Consider the following 16115-nt stretch of genomic DNA (forward strand, 5'->3'; position numbering starts at 1 on the left):
AAGTGGTCTAGGCCAATTTGGGTCCGATAAGGTTCGTGGTTGAGGTTTCAGCCCGCCCCAAGTCGCCGATCCGAGAGACCGGCGCACCGACGTACGAGGAGATCGGCACCGTGACCATCCGCGTAGGCGTCAACGGATTTGGCCGCATCGGCCGCAACTTCTGGCGCGCGGTCGCTGCCAGCGGCAAGGACATCGAGATCGTCGCGGTCAACGACCTGACCGACAACGCCACGCTCGCCCACCTGCTGAAGTACGACAGCATCCTCGGCCGCCTGCCGTACGAGGTGAAGAGCACCGCCGACGAGATCATCGTGGACGGCAAGACGATCAAGGCGTTCGCCGAGCGCGACCCCGCCAAGCTGCCCTGGGGCGACCTGGGCGTGGACGTCGTCGTCGAGTCGACCGGCTTCTTCACCGACGCCAACAAGGCCCGCGTGCACGCCGAGAACGGCGCCAAGAAGGTCATCATCTCGGCCCCGGCCAAGAACGAGGACGTCACCGTCGTGATGGGCGTCAACCACGACAAGTACGACCCGGCCAGCCACACGGTCATCTCCAACGCCTCCTGCACCACCAACTGCCTGGCGCCGATGGCCAAGGTCCTCAACGACACCTTCGGTATCGAGAAGGGTCTGATGACCACGATCCACGCCTACACGCAGGACCAGAACCTGCAGGACGCCCCGCACAGCGACCTGCGCCGCGCCCGCGCCGCCGCGATCAACATCGTGCCGACCTCGACCGGCGCCGCCAAGGCCATCGGCCTGGTGCTGCCCGAGCTCAAGGGCAAGCTCGACGGCTTCGCGCTGCGCGTGCCGATCCCCACGGGCTCGGCCACCGACCTCACCGTCGAGGTCGGCCGAGAGACCACCGTCGAGGAGGTCAACGCCGCGCTCAAGGCCGCGGCCGAGGGCGAGCTCAAGGGCTACCTCACCTACAGCGAGGACCCGATCGTCTCCTCCGACATCGTCACCGACCCGTCGTCCTGCATCTTCGACGCGCCCCTCACCAAGGTGATCGGCAACCAGGTCAAGGTCGTCGGCTGGTACGACAACGAGTGGGGTTACTCCAACCGTCTCGTCGACCTCATCGAGCTGGTCGGCGCCGACCTCTGATGAAGGACATCTCCGAGTTCGACGTGGATGGTCGGCGCGTCCTGGTACGCGCCGACCTCAACGTCCCCCTGGAGGGGGACGTCATCACCGACGACGGCCGCATCCGCGCCTCGGTGCCGACGATCAAGGAGCTCGCGGGCCGGGGCGCCCGCGTGGTCGTCGTCGCGCACCTGGGACGCCCCAAGGGCAAGCCGAACCCGGAATACTCCCTGGCCCCCGTCGCCAAGCGGCTGGGTGAGCTCCTGGGCGCCGACGTCGCCTTCGCGACCGACGTGGTCGGCACCTCCGCCCAAGGGGTCGTGGAGGCCCTCCAGGACGGCCAGGTGGCCCTCCTGGAGAACCTGCGCTTCGAGCCGGGCGAGGAGTCCAAGGACGACGCGGAGCGGGCGGAGTTCGCCGCCAGGCTGGCCGCCTTCGCCGACGTCTACGTGGGCGACGGCTTCGGCGCGGTGCACCGCAAGCACGCCAGCGTCTACGACGTGCCCGGCCTGCTGCCGCACGCCGCGGGCCGGCTGGTCCTGGCCGAGGTCGAGGTGCTCAGGAAGCTGACCGACGACACCGAGCGACCGTACGTCGTGGTGCTCGGCGGTGCCAAGGTCTCCGACAAGCTCGGCGTCATCGGCAACCTGCTCACCAAGGTCGACCGGCTCCTCATCGGCGGCGGCATGGCCTACACCTTCCTGAAGGCCCAGGGCTACGAGGTCGGTAAGTCGCTGCTCCAGGAGGACCAGCTCGACAAGGTGCGGGGCTTCCTCGACGAGGCGGCCAAGCGCGACGTGGAGATCGTCCTGCCGGTCGACGTCCTGGCGGCCGTCGAGTTCGCCGAGGACGCCGAGTACGAGGTGGTCGACGCCACCGCGATCCCGGCCGACCGCGAGGGACTCGACATCGGCCCGCGCACCCGCGAGCTGTTCGCGGGCAAGCTGGCCGACGCAAGGACGGTGTTCTGGAACGGCCCGATGGGCGTCTTCGAGTTCGAGGCCTTCTCCGGCGGAACTCGCGCGGTCGCCGAGGCGTTGATCGCCTCGCAGGCCTTCACCGTCGTCGGCGGCGGAGACTCGGCCGCCGCCGTGCGCAGGCTCGGCCTGGCCGAGGACGGGTTCTCGCACATCTCCACCGGTGGCGGGGCCAGCCTCGAATACCTGGAGGGCAAGACCCTCCCCGGACTCGTGGCGCTGGAGCGGTAGAAGTGAACCCACGCGGTGAGCGGAGTGGCCGGTCGACGACCGACGCCGTCCGCGTAGTCAACAGGGAGTGGTGAGCGAACGATGAGCACACCTCGTAAACCGCTCATGGCAGGCAACTGGAAGATGAACCTCAACCACCTTGAGGCCATCGCGCACACCCAGAAGCTCGCCTTCGCGCTGAACGACAAGGACTTCGACCGGGTCGAGGTGGCCGTGCTGCCGCCGTTCACCGACCTGCGCGGCGTGCAGACCCTGGTCGACGGCGACAAGCTGCGGATCGTCTACGGCGCGCAGGACCTGTCGCAGTACGACGGCGGCGCCTACACCGGAGAGATCTCCGGGGCCATGCTCGCCAAGATCGGCTGCACCTTCGTGCTCGCCGGCCACTCCGAGCGCCGCCAGTACCACCGCGAGGACGACGACGTCGTCAACGCCAAGGTGCAGGCTGCCTACCGGCACTCGCTCACCCCCATCCTGTGCGTGGGAGAGGGCCTGGAGGTCCGCCGGGCCGGTGGCCAGGTGGCCCACAGCGTCGCCCAGCTCGACGGCGGGCTCCGCAAGGTCACCGCCGAGCAGGCCGCCTCCGTCGTGCTCGCCTACGAGCCGGTGTGGGCTATCGGCACCGGCGAGGTGGCCACCCCGGACGACGCGCAGGAGGTCTGCGGGGCACTCCGGTCACGACTCGCCGAGCTGTACGACGCCGAAGTGGCCGCCGGTGTCCGTATCCTTTACGGTGGGTCGGTCAAGTCTGACAACATCGCCGGCATCATGGCACAGCCTGATGTCGACGGTGCCCTGATCGGTGGCGCGAGCCTCGACCCCGGGGAGTTCGTCAAGATTTGCCGTTTTGGCGAATTGTCGAGCTGACTGAGCCATTCGGTGGGTACGACTTGACAGCACGTCATACCCTCTTAGAGCAAGTTTGAATCGTCACGCCTTCGGCGTACATCACGGGTCGTGCCCGGACGCGGGTCACGCGCACATAGGGAACAGGTCAACGGTGACAATCGGAATCTCCATCGCCCTCATCCTGTCGAGCTTGCTGATGATGCTGCTCGTCCTGCTCCACAAGGGCAAGGGCGGTGGTCTCTCGGATCTGTTCGGTGGCGGTTTCTCGTCGTCGTTCGGAGGCTCCTCCGTGGTGGAGCGCAACCTTGACAGGCTCACCGTCATCACCGGTGTCGTCTGGTTCGTCTGCATCATCGCGCTGGGCCTGCTTCTGCGGCCCTGACCCGGCTGCTTCAACAGGCGTGACAGTGGTTCAGTCCCCGCATCCCCAAGCGTCGGGGCCATCGAGCAAGGAGTTCATCCGTGGGTAGTGGCAACGCGATCCGTGGCAGCCGTGTCGGTGCCGGCCCGATGGGGGAGGCGGAGCGCGGCGAGGCGGCCCCCCGTGTTCGGGTGCCTTTCTGGTGCGCGAACATGCATGAGACGCGCCCCAGTTTCGCCAGCGACGCGGCCGTTCCCGAGTTCTGGGACTGCCCCCGGTGTGGCCTCCCCGCCGGTCAGGACGAGGCCAACCCGCCCGCGCCGCCGCGCAACGAGCCTTACAAGACGCACCTCGCGTACGTGAAGGAACGCCGCAGCGACAAGGACGGTGCGCAGATCCTGGCCGAGGCCCTGGAGCGGCTGCGCTCCTCCTCGCGCCCCATCTACTAGCCGGGTCTACGGTCCGGCGGCACCGGCACGCACGCCTGAAAGGCCCCCGTGGGAGATCCTCACGGGGGTCTTTCGCGTGCCGTGGCCGCGACTCGTCGGGAGCCTGCGGGGCGGGGCCAAGCGCTCCCGGGGCGGCCTCCGCCGCGCGCCGCGCCCCGACTAGGGCCTGTTGGGCAGGTCGGGCCTGTGCGGCATGTCTGACCTATTGGATGTGTCGCCCATGTGGGACATGCCTCTTCTTTGCGACATGTTGGTCATTTTCTTGGAGGCCATCGCCGCGGCTCCCAGGCCGAGCAGCAGGATGACGATGCCGGTGATGACGTTGTTCCAGATGCTCCCCCTCGTCGCCGAGCCGGTGATCCAGGGAGCCAGGATGGTCCAGATCCCGATGACCGGCGCGACCCAGCTGATCCCGTACGTCCGGCCGTAGGCGGACGCGAAGGCGAGGGCCAGGGCGGCGACCGCGATGCCGGTGACGAGGTTGCTCACGGTGAGTCTGGACAGGCCGTTGAAGCCGACCACCCAGGGTGAGATCGCCAGATACAGGCCCGCCAGGAGGCTCAGGCCTTCGATGACCTGGGCTATCGAACTGGAGCCTGCTCGTTCGTACCTTTCCCGCATCTCGATGAGATCGGGGTGGTGTTCCAGACTTGTGGGTCTCGTCATGCCCCATTCCCCCTTACCGGTGTCCCGTAGTTTTCGATGTCCCGCCAAAGCGTATTTATGGTGATATACCCGACATAAGCACCAAAGAGCCCAAAAGAGGGCAAGATTGTCTAATGACATCGCCGGGATACGGAATCCGGCGGTCGGCTCCGGCGGGCCCGCCACGTCGTGACCCCTTGTGGTGGAGGCGGTGGAGGAGGGGAACCCGCCGTGAACCGGCGCGGTCGCCACGACGGCGCCACGGGGGTGGCGCGGGACGTCCTGGGTACGAGACGGGTCACACCCCCTCGCGCGAACACGAGAGCCGAGGGGAGCGAGGTTGCCCGGAGGTGACCTTATGGACGAGAAGACGGGAACGCACGACCACCCGAAGAGCGCGCTGAATCTGCGGCTCTTCCTGGCGGTCTTCGGCCTGGTGGTGTGCACGGCTCTGGCCCTCCTGTCGGCGTGGGCCGGGATCACCGCGCTCGCCGTGGCCCTGGCCGTGCCGGCGGTCGTCGCCGTGGTGGACATCGTGGTGGTCGGGATCCGGATCGCCCGCAGACGCCGGCGCGGTGAGCGGCACACCCTTTTCGAGTAGGAGACCGCGCGCACGGGCGTGTTTTCATGGCCGGCGGCTCGCGGAAGGGCGGGATCCCGCTCCGGAGCCTCGCCCGGGGGTCGCGTTCCGGTGCCTCATCGGCGAGAGGCCCCGCTCACCTCGGTCGGTCGTCCAGGGCATGGGAGTCGTCCAGGGCGTGGGAGAGGTAGCGGTCGGCGGAGCGGCGGACGGCCTCGGCGCCGTCGGTGTGCACGATCCGCTTCCACCAGCCGCCGTAGACGCGTTCGAAGGAGTACGGCTCCAACAGCGACAGGGCGCGGCGGATCGTGCCGGGCCGCTCGGGGATGAGGTTGGGGTAGCTGTACATGAAGCTCACCCAGCGGCGGTCCTGGACCACCTGGAGGATGTCGCCGGAGAACAGGGCGCCCCGACCCTCCTCGCCGTCGCGCCAGTGCATGACCTGGCCGCCGTCGAAGTGGACGCCCGCGTTGATCAGCGTCAGCCCCTCGCGGATCTCGTGGGTGTCGCCCTCCCAGAACACGACGGAGTCGTCGGGGCGGCCCACCCACTCGCGGTCGGCCGCGTGGAGGTGGATCGGCGCGTCGAAGGCGTGCGCCCACTCCACCATCGAGCCGTAGAAGTGCGGGTGGCTGATCGCGATGGCGTCGATCCCGCCGAGCTCGGTGACCTGCCTGACCAGCTCGTCGTCGAGGTGGGTGACCATGTCCCACAGCACGTTGCCACCGGGCGTGCGGACCAGCAGCGCCCGCTGCCCGATGGCCGTGGCGGGATCGGTGCCGACCCCGACCACCCCGGTGCCCTCCTCGGCGACCAGTGACCGGTGCCCGGTGGCGCGCAGCTCGTTCAGGGAGGTCCAGCGCTGCCCCTCCCAGCCGACGTACTGCCGCTCGTCCTCGCAGATCGGGCAGTTCTCCCGGGGGGCGGCGTACTGGACCCCGCAGGTGGCGCAGATGGGCAGGTCGTTCACGAAGGCTCCTCGGGTCGCGGCTCGTCCCCACCATAGGATCGCCGTGCCCGCCGGGGGCGGCGAGGGCCGTACGGGCGGCGGGACCGGTCGCGGGCGTGGCCGGTCGGCGCGCCCGAGGGCTGCGATGAACGTCCATTTAATTTCTATTCTTTGTAGTGATATATCGGGCGATACGCGTCCTTTCTGACCCGCAAAAGAAATGCATCAGCCGTCTTGACGGCGCCCGTTTGACGCAATAATAATCAACCGTAGGTGCCGCTGATCAGGGGAAACTCAATGCTCACGGAAATGACATGAACCATGGGCGTCCCCCCTGTGCTCATTATTCATCGCTGGCAATACCGGCGGCGACAAGCCGTCGTCGAATTCAAATCGGCCGCCATTCTTCGCGGCCATCGGCGAGAAAGTGGTGTCACGGTGGTGGAACTCCTGCAACGCGACCTCATCGAGCGCAAGTACGACGTGTGCTTCGGACACGGCGACCAGAACGACGACGGCATCCTGGAGATGGCCGACTGCATCGCGCTCGGCGCGCGCGTCATCGCCTACCTCGAGGAGCCCTTCGACTCGCCCAAGGCCCTTGAGCTGCTCCGCAGCTTCGGCCAGTTCTGGCAGCATCTCACCGGCAAGCTCGACGCCGACCACGACGGCAAGATCACCCCGGAGGAGTTCAGGGAGGGCATGCGGCAGGCCTGGATCGACGATCCCAGCGGCTTCGAGACGGCGTTCCGGCCGGCCGCGCAGGCCCTGTGGAACCTCTGCGACAAGAACGACAACGGCACGGTCGGAGCGGAGGAGTTCGCCAAGTTCCACAAGGCGTTCGGCACGTCCGAGGAGAACAGCCGCATCTCCTTCGCGAGGCTCGACGTGAACGGAAACGGAAATCTCTCGGTCGACGAACTCGTCATCGCGTGGAAGGAGTTCTACACGAGCCTCGACCCCGACGCCCCGGGAAACTGGCTTTTCGGCGATATCTGGGAGAAGGACATCTGGGACGGCAACCGGGTGAAGCTCTGACCTGTTGGCGGCCCTTTGAAGGCCCTTTGACGGTCCGCCCGGGTTTGGCGAACCGTTGACGTCGAAAAGGCTCCTGGCGTGATTCTCCGGCCACGCCAGGAGCCTTTCGTCTCCGTCGGAACCCCCGGAAGGGAGGCTCGTGTGCCCACCGCCCACGAACCGATAGCGGTGATCGGCCTCGGATGCCGGTTCGCCGCGGGGATCGACTCTCCGGCGGCTTTCTGGAGATTCCTGCTCGACGAGGGCGACGCGGTCGGCGAGGTTCCCGCCGACCGGTGGGCTCGCTACGCGGACCGCGGCCCCGAGGACGCGGCGGTCCTCCGCCGGACCACGGCCCGCGGATGCTTCCTGGCCGACATATCGGGGTTCGACAGTGAATTCTTCGGCATCTCGCCGCGTGAGGCGCGGTTGATGGACCCCCAGCAGCGCATCCTTCTCGAAGTCGCCTGGGAGGCGCTGGAGCACGCCGGCATCCCGCCCGCGGACCTCGCCGGATCCGACACCGGCGTCTTCGCCGGCGTCGCCGCCGACGACTACGGGCGCCGGTTGCTGGAGGACCTGCCGCGGATCGAGGCGTGGACGGGGGTCGGCGCCTCGCACTGCGGCGTCGCGAACCGCGTGTCCCACGCGCTCGATCTCCGCGGCCCGAGCGTGGCGCTGGACACGGCCTGCTCGTCCTCCCTGGTGGCGATCCACCAGGCGTGCCAGAGCCTCCGGCTCGGCGAGATCCCGCTCGCGTTCGCCGGTGGGGTCGTGGTGCTGGCCGGCCCCGGATACAGCGTGGTCCTGGACGCCGCGGGAGCGATCTCCCCCGACGGGCGCTCGAAGGCGTTCGACGCGCGGGCCGACGGATACGGGCGGGGCGAGGGAGCCGGGGTCGTGGTCCTCAAGCGGCTCGGCGACGCCCGACGCGACGGAGACCGGGTCCTCGCCGTGATCATCGGTGGCGCCGTGCACCAGGACGGCCGGACCGAGGGCATCATGGCTCCCAGCCGCGAGGCCCAGGAGCATCTCCTGCGCCGCGCCTACCGGAGCGCGGGCGTCCGCCCGGACACGGTCGACTACGTCGAGGCCCACGGAACGGGCACTCCGGTCGGCGATCCCGTCGAGGCGGGCGCGCTGGCCTCGGTGCTCGGCGCCGGCCGCGTGACCGGAGTGCCCTGCCTGGTCGGCGCGGTGAAGCCCAACATCGGGCACCTCGAGGCCGCCGCCGGGGTCGCGGGGTTCATCAAGGCGGTGCTCGCGATCGGGCACGGCGTCATCCCGGCCACCCCGATGCTGTCCGGGCCGAACCCGGCCATTCCATGGGGTGACAACGGCCTTCGGCTGGTCACCGCGACGACGCCGTGGCCCTCCACCGGCCGTCCCCGGCTCGCGGGAGTCGCCGGATACGGGTACGGCGGAACGATCGCGCACCTCGTTCTCCAAGAAGACGTCCGAGGCGCCGTCCGAGGCACCGTCCGAGGCACCGTCCGAGGCACCGTCCGAGGCGCAGTCCGAGGCGCAGTCCAGGATGCCGCCCCCGCAGCCCACGCCGTGTTCCCGGAGACCCGCGACGTCCCGGAGACCCGCCACCCGGCCTCCGGGCCGGTCCCGCGGTGCGCGCCGGTGCGGGTGTACCCGCTGTCGAGCGCGAACCCGGCCGCCGTGCGCCTGGCCGCCGGACGGCTCGCCGACTGGCTCGACGCCCATGACCGGGCCGACCTGGCGTCCGTGGGCGGGACGCTGGCCCGTCACCGGTCCCACCTGACGGCCCGCTCGGCCGTGGTGGCCGCGGACCGGACGGAGCTCGTCGAGCGGTTGCGCTCCCTGGCCCGCGACACCCCCGGCACGCCCCGGGGCGTCGTCTCCGCCCGGGTGCCGCCGCGGGGGAGACGCGACCCGGTGTGGGTGTTCTCCGGCCACGGTGCCCAGTGGGCGGGCATGGGCCGGGACCTGCTGGACGCGGAGCCCGCCTTCGCGGAGGTGATCGAACGGCTGGACCCGATCTACCAGGTGGAGATGGGCTTCTCCCCGGTTCTGGCGATCCGGGCGGGCGAGCTGGGCGGCACCGGGCGCGTCCAGTCGCTGCTGTACGCCGTCCAGGCGGGGCTCGCCGCGCTCTGGCGTTCCGCCGGTGTCCGGCCCGCGGCCGTGATCGGCCATTCGGTGGGGGAGATCGCCGCCGCCGTGGCCGCCGGCGTGCTCGACGTGGCGGACGGGGCCCGGCTGGTCTGCCGCCGTTCGCGGCTGCTGTCGCGGGTCACCGGACGCGGGGCGATGGCCATGGTCTCGCTGCCGTACGAGGAGGTGGCCCACCAGGTGGCGGGCGTCGGAACGGTGTCGGCGGCCGTCGCCGCCTCGCCGTACTCCACGGTGGTGGCCGGTACGCCGGAGGCGCTGGAACGGCTGGCCGCGTGCTGGGCGCGCGACGGCGTCGAGGTCCGGCGGGTCGATTCCGACGTCGCCTTCCACAGCCCGCAGATGGACCCGCTCCGCGCCGGCCTGCGCGCGGCGATCGCCGGCCTGCGCCCGGCCGGGCCCGCCGTCCCGCTCTACACGACCGCGCTGCCCGACCCCCGCGACCCGGCCGCGCGGGACGCCCCCTACTGGGAGACCAACCTGCGCGACCCGGTGCTCTTCGCGAACGCCGTCCTCGCCGCGGCCGAGGACGGCCACCGGACGTTCCTGGAGGTCTCCGCGCACCCGGTGGTGTGCCACTCAATCGTGGAGACGCTCGGGTCGGCGGGGATCCAGGACGCCGTCGTGGCGCACAGCCTCCGTCGTGGCGAGGACGGGCTCCGCGCCATGGCGGGCAACGTCGCCCTGCTGCACTGCCATGGCGTACCGGTGGACTGGACCGCGCTCCAGGGGGCGGGCGAGCTCGTCGACCTGCCGGCGAACGCCTGGCTGCACGTGCCCCACTGGGCCGGGCACGAGCTTCCCGAGACGGCAGGGAGACCTCACGCCCCGGAGAGCCACACCCTGCTGGGGGCGCGGACGGCGGTGTTCGCCACCTCACGGGCCGATGTGTGGCGGACGGTGCTGGACCGTTCCACCCGGCCGTTCCCCGGCGCCCATCCCGTGCGCGGTACGGAGATCGTGCCCGCGGCCGTGCTGCTGAACACCTTCCTCGAGGCGGCCACGGCGATCCGCGAGGCCGAGGGGGCCGGGCGGGGCGGGGCGGGCACCCTGAGGGAGGTGGAGATGCGGGTTCCCGTCACCACGGCCGTGTCGCGCGAGCTCCAGGTGGTTCACCAGGACGGGACGCTCAGGCTCTCCTCCCGCCCCGGCGCCGGCCGCCGGGACCACCCTTCGGAACCCGGCGCGGACCACGGCCACCGGGATCCCGGCGAAGGGTGGCTCACCCACTGCGCCGCCCTGCTCGGCGACGGGCCCGAGGCGTCCGGCGACGTGGAGGCGGCCTGGCGGGGCGGCGGGCCGGACGCCGGACCGGGTGACGGGCCGGAGAACGGACCGGCCGGTGGACCGGTGAGCGCGCCGGGTGGCGAGCCGGACGAGGGGCCGGACGCAGGGTCGGCCGGCGAACCGGCGGGCACGCCGGGCGACGGGCCGGGCGGGGGGCCGGAGGACGAGGTCGTCGACGCCGGCTGGGTGGTGGACACGCTCGCCGGGGCCGGTGTGGCGGCGATGGGCTTCCCCTGGCGGATCGAGGAACTGCGCCGTGGCCCGTGCACGCTGACGGCACTGGTGGCGGCGGACCCGGAAGGCACCCTGCCCCGGCCGACCTGGGCGTCGATCCTGGACGCCGCGTTCTCGGCCGGAGGCGTCGCGGCCGTCGCCCCGGCGGGCCGCGCCGAGCTGCGCATGCCGGTGCGGATCGCCGAGGCGACCCTGGTCACGGACCCGCCCGCGGAGCAGAGGGTCCTGGTCGGCGTGACCACCACCGGGCCGGACACGGTCGACATCCGCGTCGCCACCCTCGGCGGACGGACGGTGGCCGTCCTGCGCGAGGTGCGCTACACCACCCCCGAGCCCGAGCCGGACCCGGCGGCGGGAACGGGGACGGGCGACCTCCTGCACGAGGTGGTCTGGAAACCGCTGGCCCCGGCACCGGACGGCGCGCCCGGCGTGGCGCCGCACCGGGTGGTGCTGGTCGGGACAGGCACGAGCACGGCGCCGGATGACGGGGACGGCCTCGCGCACGCTCTCGGCGGACTTCTCACGCGGCGGGGCATCCGGTTCGACACGGTCCCCGGACGCGACGGGCGTGACGGGCGTGACGGGAGTGACGACTCTGATGGGCCCGCCGGACGCGACGGGCTCCGCGAGCTGCTTTTCGGCCTGACGGAGGACGACGCGGTCGTCCTGCTGCCGCCCGCGCCGTCCGTGACGGACCCGATGGAGACCGGTCAGGACATCGCGGCGACCGCGACCCGGCTGGCCGCGCGCCTGGCGGAGACCGCGCGGCTGCTGGGCGAGGCGGGCCGGGCCCGGCTGTGGTGCGTCACCTCCTCGGCCAGGGAGCCGGAGAGCGCGGCGGGACTGGCGCAGACGGCGCTGTGGGGACTGGCGCGGGTGGCCGCCACGGAGTACTCCGAGGTGTGGGGCGGTCTCGTCGACCTGCCGGGGAAACCGGGCGACGACGACCTCTCGGCCCTGGTCCGGCTGCTGGGGAGCCGGTGCGGGGAGGACGTCGTCGCCGTCGAGCACGGTGCCGTGAGCGGCGCCCGCCTGGTGCCCTACCGCCCCGAGGCGCGAGAGCGTGTCACGGGACGGCGGCCCGCGCGGCCGGGTCCGCTCTGCCGGGCCGGGGCCACCTACCTGGTCACCGGGGGCCTGGGCGCCCTCGGCCTGCGCGTCGCGGGATGGCTGGCCGACCGGGGGGCCCGCAGGCTGCTCCTGCTGGGCCGTACCGCCCTGCCTCCCCGAAACCGGTGGGACGCCGTCCGCGAGCCGGTGACGCGGCACGCGATCGACGCGGTCAGGTCCCTGGAGGCGAGGGGCGTCACCGTGCGGACGGTCGCCGCGGACATAGCCGACACCGCCGACACCGCCGGCCTCGCCCGGCTGGCCGACCCCGGCACGCTCGGCCTGCCACCGGTCCGCGGGGTGGTGCACGCGGCGGGCGTGGTCGACAACCGGCTGCTGCGCGCGTACGAGGAGGAGGCGCTGCGGGCGGTGATGCGGCCCAAGGTGGCCGGGGCACTCGCGCTCCACGAGGCGTTCCCGCCGGGGACGCTGGACTTCCTGGTGCTCTTCTCCTCCGCCGGGCAGCTTCTGGGTCTCCCGGGGCAGGCCTCGTACGCGGCGGCGAACGCCTTCCTGTCCGGTCTGGCCAGGCACCGGCGGGCCGGGGGAGACGACACGGTCCTCTCCCTCGCCTGGACGAGCTGGCGCGGCCTGGGCATGTCGGCCTCCTCGGCGGTCGTCGACGCGGAGCTGCGTGCCCGGGGCACGGCGGACATCACCCCGGGGGAGGCGCTCCTGGCGTGGGAGTCGCTGGTCGCGGAAGGGCCGGCCGGCAACGCCGAGCTGGCGGTGCTGCGGGTCCTGCCCGTCACCCCCGGCATCCTCCGGCCGCCGCTGCTGCGCGACCTGGCCGGCGACCCCGGCCCGTCTCCGGCCCCCGGCGCGGACCAGGGCCCCGACTGGCGGGACCTGTCCGGCGCCCCCCTCGCCGACCTGTTGCGGGGCGAGGTGCGGCGGGCGGTCGCGGCCGCCCTGCGCACCGACCCCGAGGCGGTGGACGTGCGGCGCCCGCTCGCGGAGATCGGCGTCGACTCGCTGCTGGCGGTCATGCTGCGCCGGACGCTCTCCGAGCGGCTGCGGATCAGCCTGCCGATGAGCCTGCTGTGGAATCGCCCCACGGTCTCCGACATCACCGACTATCTGGCCGAGCAGCGAAGGAGTGACCCATGACGGCGGACACCGAGGTACGCCTGTTCGCGGAGGATCCCGTCGGGTTCTTCGGGCCCTCGCGATGGCGGATGCACACGCTCGCCCCCGACCGGCTGGCCGCGCTGCAGCTCGCCGCGCTGCGGATGCGCTACGCCGAGCTCCGCGACCGGATCCCGGTGCTGCGCACCATCGCCGACGAGCAGCGCATCGGGGAGATCGGGACGCTGGACGACGCGGCGCCCCTGCTCTTCCCGCACACGGTCTACAAGTCGTATCCCGTCTCCCTGCTCCTGGACAACCGGTTCGACCAGCTGGCGACCTGGCTCGGCAGGCTCACCACCGTCGACCTCGGCGGCGTCGACTTCTCCGGCTGCGACTCGATCGACGCGTGGCTGGACCTCCTCGACGCCCGGACCGACCTGCGGCTGGCCCACTCATCCGGTACGTCCGGCACGATGTCGTTCATCCCGCACACCCGCCAGGAGTACGCGGCCCTGTACCGCACGGTGCGCCTGGACGCGCTTCCCGACGGCGTGCCGTGGCGGGAACCCATGGACGTGGTCTGGCCGGGATTCCGCACCGGGCGCGGCGGGATAGACCGGCACGCGGGCGCGATGGCGGAGCAGATGGCCGACACCCCCGACCGGTTCCACGCCCTGCACCCCGGCTCGCTCAGCGCCGACGTCATGTTCCTCGCCGGCCGGTTGCGCGCCGCGGCGGCCAGGGGCGAGGTCGACCGGCTGGAGATCCCGCCGGCGCTGAAGGCGCGCCGCGCGGAGTTCGAGGAGGCGCAGCGGGCCACCGGCGCCGGGATGGCGCGGTTCGTCGAGGAGCTGGCCGACACGCTCGGCGGGCGGCGCGTGGCCTCGCTCGGCCTGTGGAGCGTCCACCACGCCATGGCGACCGCCGGGCTGGTCCGGGGCATCGAGGCCGTCTTCGCGCCGGACTCGTTCGTCTTCTCCGGCGGGGGAGCGAAGGGCACGGCGCTGCCGGCCGACTGGGCGGAGCCGGTCGGGCGTTTCTTCGGGGTGCCCCGGCCGCGGCTCTGCTACGCGATGACCGAGGTGATGGCGGTCAACCTGCTCTGCGACGCGGATCGCTACCACATCGAGCCCTGGGTGATCCTCTACGTCCTCGACCCGGAGACCGGGGATCCGCTGCCGCGCAGCGGGGTGCGGACGGGACGGGCGGCCTTCCTCGACCTCATGGCCGACGTGCACTGGGGCGGGTTCGTCTCCGGCGACGAGGTCACGGTCGACTGGTCGGCGTGCCGGTGCGGGCGCACCACGCCGGGCCTGTCGACCGCCATCGGCAGGTTCGGCGGCAACGGCGGCGACGACAAGATCACATGTGCCGCGACCCCGGAGGCGCTCACCGAGGCCCTCGAGTTCCTCAACGGGGCGCTGTCATGAGCGCGGGGCGGGAGGAGACCCTCGCCGGGAACGACGGGCCACGGCGGGAGACCCGGACCGGAGACGACCGGACGCGAGGGGAGACGCGGGCAGGGAACGACGGGCCACGGCGGGAGCCCGCGGGGGCCGCAGGGGCCGCGAGGGCCGACCTGACGATCCCGGCCTTCATCCGGGGCGAGACGGTCGACACCGGCCTGGTCCCCTTCACCGGCCGGGGACCGGAGGCGTCCTTCCTCGCCCCCGACCCGATGGGCCTGCTCGACCGGCTGCCGCTGGGGGACCCGGCGCGCATGCGGGACCTGAACGCGCTGCGCGTCGACGACATCGTCGGCTTCCTCGCCGAGCTCGGGCCGCGCCTCGCGCCGTCGCGCAACGCGTTGCTGAGGGAGGCCCTCGAACGGTCGGCCGCGTGGTCGGACATGACCCCGCCGCTGCTCGCCGCGTCGTACGAGCAGCTGCCCGGCCTGTTCCGCCCGGAGGCGGTGCGGGCCGTGGTGGAGCGGACCGTCGGGGCCGGGCACCTGGACGGGTGGCACGAGGTGCCCACCGCGGACGGGGGCCGCGCGGCGGTCCGCGCCCTCGGCGCGCGGACCGTGCACGTCATCGCCGGCAACAGCCCGATCATCGCCGCGCTCACCGTGATCCGCAACGCCGTCACCCGTGGCGACGCCATCGTCAAGACGCCGTCGAACGACCCGCTGACCGCGCTCGCGATCGCGCGGACCATGGCAGAGATGGCCCCCGACCACCCGCTCACCCGCCATCTCGCGGTCGTCTACTGGAAGGGCGGCTCCGAGGCGTTCGAGCGGCGGCTCTACCAGCCGGCCCATGTCGAGAAGATCGTGGCCTGGGGCGGGCTGGCCTCCATCCGGCACGTCACCGGCTACGTCAGGCCGGGCCTGGAGCTGATCTCCCTCGACCCGAAGCTGAGCGCCACCGTCATCGGCCCCGAGGCGTTCTCCGACGACGAGCGGATGGCCGAGACCGCCCGGCTGGCGGCGGTGGACGTCGGCGCGCTCAACCAGCTCGGCTGCTTCAACGCCCGCGTCGTCTACGCGGTCACCGACGTCGACCGGGCCGCCCGCTGGGGCAGGTTGCTGTACGAGGAGATCCTCCGGCTGCCCGAGCAGGTCAGCACGGCGGCCAGGCGGTTCGACCCGGGGCTGCGCGCCGACCTGCTCGCGATCCGGGCGAGCGCCGACTGGTACGACGTGATCGGCGGGCGCCGCGACGAGGGCGCGGTCATCGTCTCGCGGCTGCCCGAGCCGGTGGAGTTCCATCCCTCGCTGTCGGGCCGGGTGGTCAACGTGGTGCCCGTCGGCTCGGCCTGGGACGCGGTGCGCGGCATGAACGCCTACACGCAGACCGTGGGCGTCTATCCCGAGGCGCTCAAGCGGGAGCTGCGAGACGTCGTGCCGCTCTACGGCGCCCAGCGGCTGGTGTCCCTCGGCTACGCCACCCGGGTGCGGGCCGAGCTGCCGCAGGACGCCATCGAGCCGCTGCGCAGGATGGTCAAGTGGATCGTGGACGAGACCTACGACCCCGCCGACGTCCACCCCTTCGGCCACCTGCACCCCGGGGCTTCCTCGTGGGACGTGCGATGAGCCGTCCTCACCTCGCGGCAGGCGTCCGGAGTCTCCGGCTCCTGTCCCCGCGACATTCGGTGATCTTCGACCACAGGGAGCGGCA

The 16115-nt window shown here is 71.9% G+C and carries 12 protein-coding genes; 10 read left to right on the plus strand and 2 right to left on the minus strand.

Annotated elements, in window-relative coordinates; genetic code table 11:
* Nucleotides 1-110 precede the first annotated feature (110 nt).
* The 5 genes from gap to ACTOQ1_RS10160 all read left to right on the plus strand — a co-directional run bounded on the left by gap (nt 111) and on the right by ACTOQ1_RS10160 (nt 3961).
* Complete coding sequence (gene gap, locus ACTOQ1_RS10140) at nt 111-1115, plus strand: type I glyceraldehyde-3-phosphate dehydrogenase (protein WP_362685673.1); 1005 nt, start codon at nt 111-113, stop codon at nt 1113-1115.
* Nucleotides 1115-2302 (plus strand): phosphoglycerate kinase, encoded by a 1188-nt coding sequence (locus ACTOQ1_RS10145; RefSeq protein WP_440066011.1) that lies wholly within the window; start codon nt 1115-1117, stop codon nt 2300-2302. Before gap ends, ACTOQ1_RS10145 begins: the two co-directional genes overlap by 1 nt.
* Before the next feature lie 81 nt (nt 2303-2383).
* The gene (gene tpiA / locus ACTOQ1_RS10150; RefSeq protein ID WP_440066012.1) at nt 2384-3169 is read left to right on the plus strand and encodes a triose-phosphate isomerase; all 786 of its coding nucleotides are present in this window, start codon (nt 2384-2386) and stop codon (nt 3167-3169) included.
* Nucleotides 3170-3302: 133 nt separating this feature from the next.
* Nucleotides 3303-3533 carry a preprotein translocase subunit SecG gene (gene secG, locus ACTOQ1_RS10155; RefSeq protein WP_030905020.1) on the plus strand — a complete coding sequence of 77 codons (231 nt, stop codon included), beginning with the start codon at nt 3303-3305 and terminating at the stop codon, nt 3531-3533.
* An 80-nt stretch (nt 3534-3613) separates the two neighbouring features.
* Nucleotides 3614-3961 (plus strand): RNA polymerase-binding protein RbpA, encoded by a 348-nt coding sequence (locus ACTOQ1_RS10160; protein ID WP_012892502.1) that lies wholly within the window; start codon nt 3614-3616, stop codon nt 3959-3961.
* Between the two features lie 159 nt (nt 3962-4120).
* Here the strand turns inward: ACTOQ1_RS10160 and ACTOQ1_RS10165 are convergent, their stop codons facing one another.
* A complete protein-coding gene (locus tag ACTOQ1_RS10165; protein WP_440066013.1) occupies nt 4121-4627 on the minus strand; it encodes an SPW repeat protein in 507 nt (168 codons plus the stop codon).
* Between the two features lie 337 nt (nt 4628-4964).
* Between ACTOQ1_RS10165 and ACTOQ1_RS10170 the strand changes: the two genes are divergently transcribed.
* Complete coding sequence (locus tag ACTOQ1_RS10170) at nt 4965-5207, plus strand: DUF6343 family protein (protein WP_440066014.1); 243 nt, start codon at nt 4965-4967, stop codon at nt 5205-5207.
* A gap of 115 nt (nt 5208-5322) precedes the next feature.
* On the opposite strand, the gene ACTOQ1_RS10175 is transcribed toward ACTOQ1_RS10170, so the two are convergent.
* On the minus strand, nt 5323-6156 hold the full coding sequence (locus ACTOQ1_RS10175) for a hypothetical protein (protein ID WP_440066015.1): 834 nt from the start codon (nt 6154-6156) through the stop codon (nt 5323-5325).
* A 420-nt stretch (nt 6157-6576) separates the two neighbouring features.
* Between ACTOQ1_RS10175 and ACTOQ1_RS10180 the strand changes: the two genes are divergently transcribed.
* From ACTOQ1_RS10180 to ACTOQ1_RS10195, 4 genes are all read left to right on the plus strand, one after another.
* Nucleotides 6577-7173 carry an EF-hand domain-containing protein gene (locus ACTOQ1_RS10180; protein ID WP_440066016.1) on the plus strand — a complete coding sequence of 199 codons (597 nt, stop codon included), beginning with the start codon at nt 6577-6579 and terminating at the stop codon, nt 7171-7173.
* A gap of 141 nt (nt 7174-7314) precedes the next feature.
* Nucleotides 7315-13035: a type I polyketide synthase gene (locus ACTOQ1_RS10185; protein ID WP_440066017.1), complete on the plus strand. Its 5721-nt coding sequence runs from the start codon at nt 7315-7317 to the stop codon at nt 13033-13035.
* On the plus strand, nt 13032-14426 hold the full coding sequence (locus ACTOQ1_RS10190; protein WP_440066018.1) for a hypothetical protein: 1395 nt from the start codon (nt 13032-13034) through the stop codon (nt 14424-14426). Before ACTOQ1_RS10185 ends, ACTOQ1_RS10190 begins: the two co-directional genes overlap by 4 nt.
* Complete coding sequence (locus tag ACTOQ1_RS10195) at nt 14423-16030, plus strand: acyl-CoA reductase (RefSeq protein ID WP_440066019.1); 1608 nt, start codon at nt 14423-14425, stop codon at nt 16028-16030. The genes ACTOQ1_RS10190 and ACTOQ1_RS10195 overlap by 4 nt, the downstream gene beginning before the upstream one ends.
* The last annotated feature ends 85 nt before the right edge of the window (nt 16031-16115 follow it).

The organism is Streptosporangium sp. OZ121 (assembly GCF_051918885.1).
Taxonomy (GTDB): domain Bacteria; phylum Actinomycetota; class Actinomycetes; order Streptosporangiales; family Streptosporangiaceae; genus Streptosporangium.

Bases quoted from the DNA above. Each gene is read 5' to 3' on its own strand.
- ACTOQ1_RS10165 (WP_440066013.1), bottom strand. From the start codon at position 4,627: ATGACGAGACCCACAAGTCTGGAACACCACCCCGATCTCATCGAGATG.
- ACTOQ1_RS10170 (WP_440066014.1), top strand. From the start codon at position 4,965: ATGGACGAGAAGACGGGAACGCACGACCACCCGAAGAGCGCGCTGAAT.
- ACTOQ1_RS10190 (WP_440066018.1), top strand. From the start codon at position 13,032: ATGACGGCGGACACCGAGGTACGCCTGTTCGCGGAGGATCCCGTCGGG.
- ACTOQ1_RS10195 (WP_440066019.1), top strand. From the start codon at position 14,423: ATGAGCGCGGGGCGGGAGGAGACCCTCGCCGGGAACGACGGGCCACGG.
- ACTOQ1_RS10145 (WP_440066011.1), top strand. From the start codon at position 1,115: ATGAAGGACATCTCCGAGTTCGACGTGGATGGTCGGCGCGTCCTGGTA.
- tpiA (WP_440066012.1), top strand. From the start codon at position 2,384: ATGAGCACACCTCGTAAACCGCTCATGGCAGGCAACTGGAAGATGAAC.